General features: G+C 54.5%; 7 protein-coding genes. 5 read left to right on the top strand and 2 right to left on the bottom strand.

Features of this window, described 5'->3' with window-relative positions:
* The first annotated feature begins 7 nt into the window (after positions 1-7).
* Positions 8-415 (top strand): CoA-binding protein, encoded by a 408-nt coding sequence (locus tag MK110_07555; GenBank protein ID MCH2211142.1) that lies wholly within the window; start codon positions 8-10, stop codon positions 413-415.
* Positions 405-1,379 carry a tRNA 5-methoxyuridine(34)/uridine 5-oxyacetic acid(34) synthase CmoB gene (cmoB, locus tag MK110_07560; GenBank protein ID MCH2211143.1) on the top strand — a complete coding sequence of 325 codons (975 nt, stop codon included), beginning with the start codon at positions 405-407 and terminating at the stop codon, positions 1,377-1,379. Before MK110_07555 ends, cmoB begins: the two co-directional genes overlap by 11 nt.
* Positions 1,380-1,525: 146 nt before the next feature.
* Here cmoB and polA read toward each other — a convergent pair whose 3' ends face one another.
* Positions 1,526-4,318 (bottom strand): DNA polymerase I, encoded by a 2,793-nt coding sequence (gene polA / locus MK110_07565; protein ID MCH2211144.1) that lies wholly within the window; start codon positions 4,316-4,318, stop codon positions 1,526-1,528.
* A gap of 808 nt (positions 4,319-5,126) precedes the next feature.
* Between polA and MK110_07570 the strand changes: the two genes are divergently transcribed.
* Positions 5,127-6,629, top strand: coding sequence for a sodium/solute symporter (locus tag MK110_07570; GenBank protein ID MCH2211145.1), 1,503 nt, complete (start codon positions 5,127-5,129; stop codon positions 6,627-6,629).
* A 94-nt stretch (positions 6,630-6,723) separates the two neighbouring features.
* A complete protein-coding gene (locus tag MK110_07575; GenBank protein ID MCH2211146.1) occupies positions 6,724-7,569 on the top strand; it encodes a hypothetical protein in 846 nt (281 codons plus the stop codon).
* On the opposite strand, the gene MK110_07580 is transcribed toward MK110_07575, so the two are convergent.
* Entirely contained in the window at positions 7,535-8,665 is a 1,131-nt protein-coding gene (locus tag MK110_07580) for an Ldh family oxidoreductase (protein MCH2211147.1), read from the bottom strand. The genes MK110_07575 and MK110_07580 overlap by 35 nt on opposite strands.
* 493 nt (positions 8,666-9,158) lie before the next feature.
* Between MK110_07580 and MK110_07585 the strand changes: the two genes are divergently transcribed.
* The coding region (locus tag MK110_07585) for a hypothetical protein (protein MCH2211148.1) at positions 9,159-10,073 on the top strand (915 nt) is incomplete at its 3' end.

The following is a 10,073-nucleotide window of genomic DNA, read 5'->3' on the forward strand; positions in this document are numbered from 1 at the left end:
AGTGACCATGTCCACTGAACCACAGATTGCGGCCTTTCTTGATGGTTCACACTACGCAGTTGTTGGAGCGTCTACGGACCGTTCCAAGTACGGCAACATGGTCCTGCGCACATACTTGCAGAAAACTCTGTCCGTGACACCGGTCAATCCGAAGGCGAGCCAGGTCGAAGGTCTACCGGCAGTGAAATGTCTCAGCGATATCACGGAGACCGTTCACGGAGTTTCCATAATCACACCACCTTCTGTCACCGAATCAGTGGTGCAGGAAGCCATTCGGCAGAATATTCGTCATATCTGGATGCAGCCTGGCGCAGAAAGCGAGACAGCTGTATCCGCAGCTGAAGCAGCCGGCATTGAGGTGATTCACAGCGGTCCCTGTCTGCTGGTGGTGTTGGGTTTTCGAGATGCCCACTGACAGTTCTGTTCTGTTCAACTATGAAGATCTTTATCGGCAGCTGAATGACCACGGACACGGCGGATGGGTGAACTCACTGCGATCGGCCTGTTCTGAAGCTCTGCAGTCCGACCGACATGGACAGCTGTCGACATGGCTGGAACTACTGCAACAGATCCGAGTGCCCGACAGGTGTTCCTGGCACATTGACGAGGGACGCGTGATTGTCGCGGCCCCGACAGATCAACCGCTCCGGGAACTCCTCAGACAATTCTGTCCGTGGCGAAAGGGTCCGCTGAATATTGCCGGAGTGAACATTGACACCGAATGGCGATCGGATTTGAAATGGGACCGCGTGGCCGACCATGTGGAGTGGCGCGACCGGCGAGTGCTGGATGTGGGTTGTGGCAACGGCTATTTTGGCTGGCGTATGCTGGATGCCGGAGCGAACTGTGTCGTTGGACTGGATCCATTCCTGCTGTTCGTCATGCAGCACGAGATCGTCAAACGGCTGGCCGGAGACCCTCGCAATTATGTGCTGCCGTTGACGGATGCCTGTCTGGTTCCTCGACTCGGTGCTTTCGATATTGCCGTTTCGATGGGAGTGCTCTATCACCGCACCAGTCCGATTGATCACCTGCAAATATTAAGAGAATCACTCCGAGATGGTGGTCAGCTGGTTCTGGAAACACTCATTGTCGAAACCGGCGAATCAACGGTGCTGGTTCCACACGGCCGCTATGCAAAAATGAGGAACGTCTGGTTCATTCCGTCACCGTCAATGCTGACACTTTGGCTGAAGCGAACGGGATTCCAGGACATCAGAGTGGTCGACATCACGCCAACAACGTCCGACGAACAGCGGCGGACGGAGTGGATGACCTTCGAATCTCTGAACGACTACCTCGATCCGAACGATTCCAAAAAAACCATGGAAGGCTACCCGGCACCGGTGAGAGCGGTTATCACAGCCCGGCTGCTTTGATTCGCGTGCGACCGTACACGAATTACCTGGTTTCGCTGCAGGCACTTGTGCGTAGGAATCTGTGTTTCCGTCAGGGCAAAGATCACGTACAACGGGGGGGCTGCACGTTGGCGTTATTGAGGCCACCTGGTGAACGATCGTTTTGCTTAATGCGCTTCCAGCCAGTTGTTACCAACGCCAGTGTCCACCACAACAGGCACGCTCATCGGCAGGGCGCTGGTCATGCATTCGCGAATCACGGGTATCACTGTTTTCTCTTCGTCGCGTTTCATGTCAAACACGATCTCGTCGTGAACTGTCAGCAGCATTTTTGTCTGAAATCCACCGTTCTTCAGGGCCGTATGAACTCGAATCATGGCCAGCTTGAGCAGATCCGCAGCAGTTCCCTGAATTGGACTATTCATTGCCAAACGTTCAGCCGCGGACCGCAGTGAATTATTCCGGGAATCGATATCTCTCAGGTAGCGTCGCCGTCCGGATTGAGTTCTGACGTAGCCGTGTTCTCTGGCGAACTCGATCGTGGAATCAATCCATGTACGGACTCCGGGATACTTGTCAAAGTAGTTGTCGATCAGTTCGCGGGCTTCCGTTCGTGGAATATTCAGACGCTGCTGCAGACCGAACGCACTGATTCCGTAGATGATGCCAAAATTAACGGTCTTTGCTTTGTCTCGCATTTCCCGTGTCACGTCATTCGGATCAACTTTGTAGACCTTTGATGCCGTGATCTGATGGATGTCTTCGTTCGCAATGAAGGCCTGTTTCATGGCTTCATCACCGCTGAGTTCGGCCATGACACGTAATTCAATTTGTGAGTAATCAGCTGACAGGGTCAGGTAATCATCGTCCCGCGGCACAAAGGCCGCGCGAATCTCCCTCCCTCGTTGCTTACGGATAGGAATCGTCTGCAGGTTCGGGTTGGCCGACTGCATGCGACCGGTTGCTGTCCATGCCTGGCTGTAATGTGTGTGAACGCGTCCTGTTTCCGGATTCACCGACTCCGGCAGCTGATCGACGTACACGGACTTCAGCTTCACCGCGTTGCGATACTCCAGGACGTCCTGCACGATTTGGTGTTTGGGAGCCAGCCGCAGAAGTTCTGCTTCTTTCGTGGAGTATTGTCCGGTCGCTGTCTTTTTTGGATTATCGATCAGCTGCAGATTTTCGAACAAAACGACACCCAGTTGCTTTGGCGAAGCGATATTGAATTCCTCACCGGCAGTTGCATAGATCGACTGCTGGAGTGATCCAATTTCCTGTTCCAGCTGCCCGGAGTACATCACTAGTGCGTCGGCATCCAGTCGAATTCCTTCGTGTTCCATGTCCACGAGAACCGGAATCAACGGACATTCCACGTCGAAGCAGACCTGACTCACACCACGTTCTTCGATATCACGCTTCAAAGCTTCGGCAACCTGCCATGTGACATCTGCGTCTTCGCAGGCATACTCCGCCAGCGATTCCAGCGGTACGTCGCGCATGTTTTTTTGATCTTTACCCTTTTCGCCAATCAGCTGACTCGTCGAGACAGGCCGATACCCCAGATACAGTTCCGCAAGATAGTCCAGTCCATGTGCCATCTCCGGTTCGATCATGGAATGAGCCAGCATGGTGTCCATGAGCGGACCACGCACGTCAATACCATGCCATTTCAGCAGCGAAATATCGTACTTGAGATTGTGTCCCGTTTTTGTGATCTTTTCGTTTTCAAACAGCGGCCGGAACTCCTCCAGCACGGCAGCGATATCCTCTGCGTCGTCCGGACAAACAACGTACCACGCTTCATGTGGTTTGATGCTGAACGCAAGTCCCAGAGGAAGTGCTTCGCGTGGATTGAGTCCCGTCGTTTCCGTATCGAAGCAGATGGTGGGCTGCTGACTGAGCTGTCGGATCAGCGATGTTCGATCTTTGGCAGTCGTGACAGTGTGATATTCGTGCGGGACCTCCTTCAAAGTCCGGACTTCAATTTCCTCTTCATCGAACAGTGTTTTCTGAATCTCTTTTTCACGTTTTTCACGAATCACCGTCTGACGTGACTGACTGGATGAAAATGTCTGTCCAAAGACTCGCTTGCCGACCGTGTCGAATTCCAGTTCCTCAAACAGCGCCTTGAGTTTATCGTCGTCGAATGCTCTGACAGCCAGATCGTCAAACTGTATGTCGTGCGGGACGTCGCGGACGATCGTTACCAGACGTTTGGAAAGCAGAGCGAGTTCTGTGTTCTCTTCGACACGCTCTTTCTGCTTGCCTTTGAGTTGATCGGTGTGGCTGAGCAGTTCTTCCAGGCTGCCGTATTGAGCGATCAGTTTTTGAGCGGTCTTGGGGCCTATCCCCGGGATTCCAGGGATGTTATCACTGGAATCACCCATCAGCGCGAGAATGTCGATGACCTGCTCAACACTTTCAATCTGCCAATTGTCCAGGACTTGTCGGACTCCCATGATTTCATGGTTAGAGCCCTGGCGACCGGGCTTGTAGACGACTGTCCGTTCCGTGACGAGTTGGTGGTAATCCTTGTCCGGCGTCACCATCCAGGTATCAAAATCCTCGCCTTCTGCTTCGGAGGCGAGCGTGCCAATAATGTCATCGGCTTCAAATCCCGGAATGCGGATGGTGGTCATATTCATTGCATCGAACAGTCGGTCCACCCACGGAAACTGCACGACAATATCCTCCGGAATTGTGTCGCGCTGAGCCTTGTATTCCGGATATTCTTTGTGCCGATACGTTGGTTCCTGTGTGTCAAAAGCGACGGCGATGTGGGTCGGTTCTTCTTTTTTGAGGATGTCCAGGAGGGTGTTCGTCACACCAAACACCGCTGATGTGCAGGTGCCCCCGGAGGTGTAACGCGGTGCTCGAATCAGGGCAAAATGAGCCCGGTAGATTAACGCCATCGCATCCAGCAAAAACAGGCGATTTGTGGCGAACATATCAGGCATAATCGTTCAAATTTCGAGATGATCGGGAATCAGATCAGTTTGTCGTACTTCGGAACCAGACCCGATATTCTGACACGCCTGCCGTGCCACACAAGCCAGAGGGTGTTTGTGTCAATTTCACGGCCTGGCGACCAATGCTCATTTTCTTTCGGCAGACACAGCAGGATTTGGCCGATGTTTTCCGACGCTATACAACTGGTCGCGAATCCAGTGCACTGCACCTGTGTGACTTGTCGGTGGAGACAGCGTATGAGAGACATCGACCCACCATCCATATGGTCTCACACACCAGGAAAGACTCTCAGCGGATGCACAGGTCGCTGAATTGTCGTCAGCATTTTGAATTTTCATAATTTCGCAGGACTTCCAACTCGACGGTTGGACAGAAAACTTTGCTGACGAATCCAACATCGTTGGCCAGGTTCGGCGACCCATTTCCTGAGCTGATCAATGTTGACAATTCGATGAGTCAATACGCGTTCAGAATTGCGATGACTGCAATGACGACTAGCAGTTCAAATCAGTGTAAATCCACTGCAGTTGCTGATGCCGATCTGCCGACGAATTTATTTTTTGATAGTCACATCCAGTCAAAAGCAAAATAAATCAATCAAGCCGGTGGCAAATCGATTCGCCAGCAGTATTGCCAATATCTATTTCCGATTACAGTTTGTCGTATTCTATTCTTTGAAGGATCTGATTCACACAGCGAGGTGTTTCCAGAAAACGTCTCATCCCCCCGACGCATATTTTCGTGCGGGCACTGCATCTCCTGAATGAGTGATTGTGCCATCTGAAGTGAGTTCCTGTGAATTCAAAATTACTATCAGTCGTGCATGACGATCAGTCGCTACTGGACTTCCTTTCCGGAATGCCATGGTTCCGACTGTTCCTGATTGCCGGCTACCTGCTGTTACTGGTGCATCACGGGAGAGAAGGTTCCAGAAACACCCGATCCCTGTCCGACTACCTGATCGCCGGCCGCAGCCTCGGCGGTGTGGTGATCGCTTTGTCGTTCTACGCCACGTTTGTTAGTACCAATAGTTTCATCGGCCAGGCGGGGGAAAGCTGGGAAGCAGGACTGGCATGGTGGTTAAAAGTTGGTATTTACGGGCCGTTGTGCTGGTTGAGTTGGCAGGTGGTCGCACCACGGTTCTATCGGCGGTCACGTGAATACCAGTCCCTGACAGTGGCCGACTTCCTGGGGGCCCGCTACCAGTCACTGGCTGTGCGGCGGATCACTGCTATCGTGATCCTGCTCGCCTCGGGCCTCTACCTGGTCGCTATCTACAAGGGATCCTCGGTCGCGCTCTCGCAATTCCTTGGCCTGAGCTACGGGGGCTCGGCGGTGGCGGTCTTCGTCGTTGTAACAACCTACACCCTGTTGGGTGGATTCCGCTCGGTCGTACTCACCGACAGTGTCCAGGGCCTGTTGATGATCGTGGGTGCTGTGTTGATCATCTTCGCCGTCCTTTCCCGGGGCGGCGGGCTGGGTCCGATGGTCGAACAACTCGAGTCGATCGACCCACGCCTGGTGTCATGGGACGGCCCCACCCCCTTGTTAATGATCCTGGGAATCGGTCTGGCCGGTGGCCTGAAACTGCTGGTCGATCCCCGGCAGGTTTCAAGAATCTACGGTCTCAAGGACGAGCGGGCCCTGAAAACTGCCCGTGTCGTGGCTCCGATCCTGATCACTGTGACCTACGCCTGCCTGTTGCCGATCGGTGCCCTGGCTCGAACAATTGTTCCGTCCGGGATGACAGCAACAATCACCGCCGACACCGACCAACTCACTCCCTACCTGCTTGGTCAGGCGGAGATCCTGGGTCCGGCTGCCAGCAGTTTCTTTCTGCTGGTACTGCTGGCGGCGGCCATGTCCTCTCTGGATTCGGTGCTGCTGGTCACCGCCAGCGCCATCACCCGCGACCTGCAACTTCTCTCCGACGACGACCCCCGCGCGATCGGTCAGACCCGGTCCTGGGTAGTGGCCATTTCGCTGGCCGCGATGATCGTGGCACTCAATCCGTTTGCCGACATCGTCGAAATCACTGCTTTCTCAGGGTCGCTCTACGCTGCCTGCTTCCTCTCTACACTTGTCGTAGGACTTTACTGGAATCGTCCGAACGCCTCCGCGGCCATCGCGTCAATGATCTGTGGTGGTATAGCTGTCATCGCCTGGTGGTTCACCAGGCGAAATGGCGCGACGGAATTTCACGAAGTCTACGTCGGGCTGATCGTCTCAATGTTCGTCTACGTCACTACCACCCTGGCCCGCACGTCTCGAAATCCACACTCTGGGCCGAGATACTGACACCATGACTCGACAATTGACCATCGGAGCCGCCCAGTCCGGACCCATTCCCCGCGATCAATCCCGGACCGACGCTCTCGACCGACTGATTGTAATGCTGCAGGAGGGACACCAGCGCGGTTGTGAACTGGTTGTCTTTACCGAGTGTGCTCTGACGGCCTTCTTCCCGCACTGGCTGATCGAAGATCCGGCCGAACTTCATTGGTATTTCGAAACTGAGGTGCCAGGCCCCGACACACAGGCTCTGTTCGACGAAGCACGCCGGTTGGGCGTGGGCTTCCACCTGGGATTTGCCGAACTGACCGAAGTCGACGGAAAGGTTTGCCGTTTCAACAGCTCGATCCTTGTCGGACCCGACGGTGCTGAAATCGGCCGCTTCAGAAAAATTCATCTGCCCGGTTACAGCGAACCCCGTCCGGACCACCCATTCCAAAATCTTGAGAAACGGTATTTCGACGTCGGCAACCTGGGCTTTCGTACCTGGCAGGCATTCGGCGGCACCGTCGGCATGTGTATCTGCAACGACCGCCGCTGGCCGGAAACCTATCGCGTGCTGGGTCTGCGGGGAGCCGAACTGATCCTGCTGGGTTACAACACACCCTCAAACAATCCTGACTACCCTGAGATGAACACGCTGGTGTCGTTCCACAACCGGCTGTCGATGCAGTCGGGAGCCTACCAGAACGGGACCTGGGTGGTCGGCGTGGCCAAAGCAGGCAAAGAAGAGGGAGTGATGCAGCTGGGCCAGACAATGATCATCGCGCCCTCCGGCGAGGTCGTGGCCCAGGCCACGACACTGGAGGATGAACTGATCGTCCACACCTGTGACCTTGACGCGACACGCGTCTACAAGGAAGGTATCTTCCACTTTGGGAAGAACCGACGCATCGAGCACTACGGCCCGATCACGAGTCAAACCGAAGCCGAGCCACCTGGCTGAGTTCGAAACGATCGAGCAATCCGTTCAATTCATCCGCCACCTGTGAACTCAGAGGAATTCCCTGTTCCAGTCGAGTCTTTCGACAGGCCAGTTCCTTGTCACCGGCGACCAACACCGGTTGATCTGCATCGACAGGCTCCGTTGATCGCACCATGTCCGCCAGACTGTCGACTCGCGAACGGAAATCCTCCAGCGGCAAAAACCGCTCAACGTCGATGGCGACGTAGAATCCGCTGCTGATCAACGGGTCCTGTCCATAGTTCACCAGAGTCGGGACATTTTTTCCAAAAAGTCCACCGGAAAGAACTCCCGAGAGGATTTCGATCATCGTCGCCAGACCAAAGCCCTTGTAACCACCGGTCCACTGGAAGAATCCGTTGTCGATCACTTCGGCCGGGTCGGTGCAAGGTTGTCCGTTCCGGTCCAGTCCCCAGTCGGTGGGAATTGACTGACCCCGTTTCCGAGCCAGTCGAATTTTCCCCGCAGCCACTGTGGTGGTTGCCATGTCGAGTGCCACGGGGTGTGAACCACCCGAGGGAGCAGCAATGCTGATCGGATTCGTCGCCGCCACTGCTTCGGTTCCACCAAATGGTGGTGTCATACACGGCCCATTGTTCATGGCGATCCCGATCAGCCCCTGTCTGGCTGCCCGCATTGTGTACCAGGCCAACAGTCCGGTGTGTGAGACATTTCGCAATGACACGCAAGCGATCCCCGATTCGGCCGAGAGCGAGATCGCATGGTCCATCGCCTGCCGGGCAGCGATGATGCCGATTCCGCTGTCACCATTCAACAACGCCGTTGCCCCCGATTCTCGTGCAACCGTGACGTTCGGTTGCGGCCGAACATGACCGGCATCAACCATCTGCAAATACCCGTGTAGTCGGGTTACTCCATGCGAATCCACCCCGCGCAGGTCGGCCTCGACCAGCACCTCGGCCACCAGGGCAGCGTCTGCCTCGCGGAAACCAGCTGCCGACAATACCGCCTCGCACAGTTCTTTCAGTCGAACGCTGTCGACCTGCACATCCATCGTTGTCATTTGATCAAACTCACCTTGCTCATCAGCATACACACCGTGAGAAACGGTTGGCATGACATCACTTGCACCAGACTGGTCACCGGAATCCTCAACCTTCGTGCCATCAACCTTTGAAGATCTCACCCGGAGCACCAAAAGTAACGGAGCGAACACGATCGCGACCGCGGAAAACCCTCCGAAGCCGATCAGGAAGCCCAGTATAGTCGGTCAGGGTGTCCAGACCGAGGGTCCTGAACCTCTTCTAATGTGTCTGTTCCAGGAATCTCAGTCAGCGTATTTGACGCGTCATACAGAATCCGGGGCAGCTGGTTGTATCTGTGACAGAAGTGTCAGTATCGTGAGCCACGGGTACGCCGCGTTCGCAATGAGTTGAACTTGTTGTTGCCATCACATTCATGCTGAGATATCCCGCCACTTTCTATTTCTGCTCAAACACAACTTTCTGCGGCAACCCTTGATTTGGCGTTGTGTTTAGAACATGAGCTGTGAACTTATTTGCTAAAGACATGATACGACTAAAGATCAGAGAAGCTTTTGAATCGAGAACATGGCGAAAAATCAACTGAGACAAATCTTAAGTGTGGCCGTTCTGGAAGCGTGTGCAGAGTGGGACTGGCCTGAGCGACAGAGGCGTCTGTCTTCGGCGTTTGCAGATGTGTACGCCGGTTCTGTCGCACAACGACAGGATTACAGCAAACCGGATCTGGTCGTGTTGCCGGAAACCTTCGGCAGCGCCTACGACCTGGAACAGTTTGACACGGACTCAGAGCCAGTATTCGCTCCGCCATCCGGTTCCGACACACCCGTTGATCCCGATCCGCTGGTGTCAGAAACCTCCTGTTCTCGCAGTCGCTTCTTATCACAACAGGCAAAAAAACATGCGGTATTCGTGGTGGGAGGAATTATCGAAAGAGTCGAGGATCGCTCCGGCCGAAAACTTTACAACACAATTCTCGTCTACGGCCGCGACGGTGTACTGGTTACGAAATACCGCAAGATACACCTGAGCAATGTGAAGATCAGGAATACCGATAATCCAATGGACGAGGACGATACGGCCGAAGATACCGTTCTAACACCAGGTGCGGAGCTGGCCAGTTTTCAAGTCGATATTGGAGATGACATTGGGGGGGATGAACAGAATGAAAACACCGTAAACATTGGCCTGCAGAACTGTTTCGACCTGCGGTTCCCTAAAGCGGCCCACGAGTACCGTCACAGTGCTGCACACGACTGCCACGTGCTGCTGTACCCCTCCTATTTCCTGCACTCAACAGTGCGACTGGGGCACTGGGAGGTGCTGCTGAAAGCCAGAGCGTTGGACAACCAGGTTTTTACCGTCGGCGCCAATCAGCGTTTTGAAAACACAGCAAGTGCAGAAAAGGCCGGTTTCCTGAAGTCGGTGTCAGGCAAAAACTTAGTCCTCCCCGGTGGCCAGTCGATGGTTTTCGATATTCTCGGT

This window comes from Fuerstiella sp. (assembly GCA_022447225.1).
Lineage (GTDB): Bacteria > Planctomycetota > Planctomycetia > Planctomycetales > Planctomycetaceae > S139-18.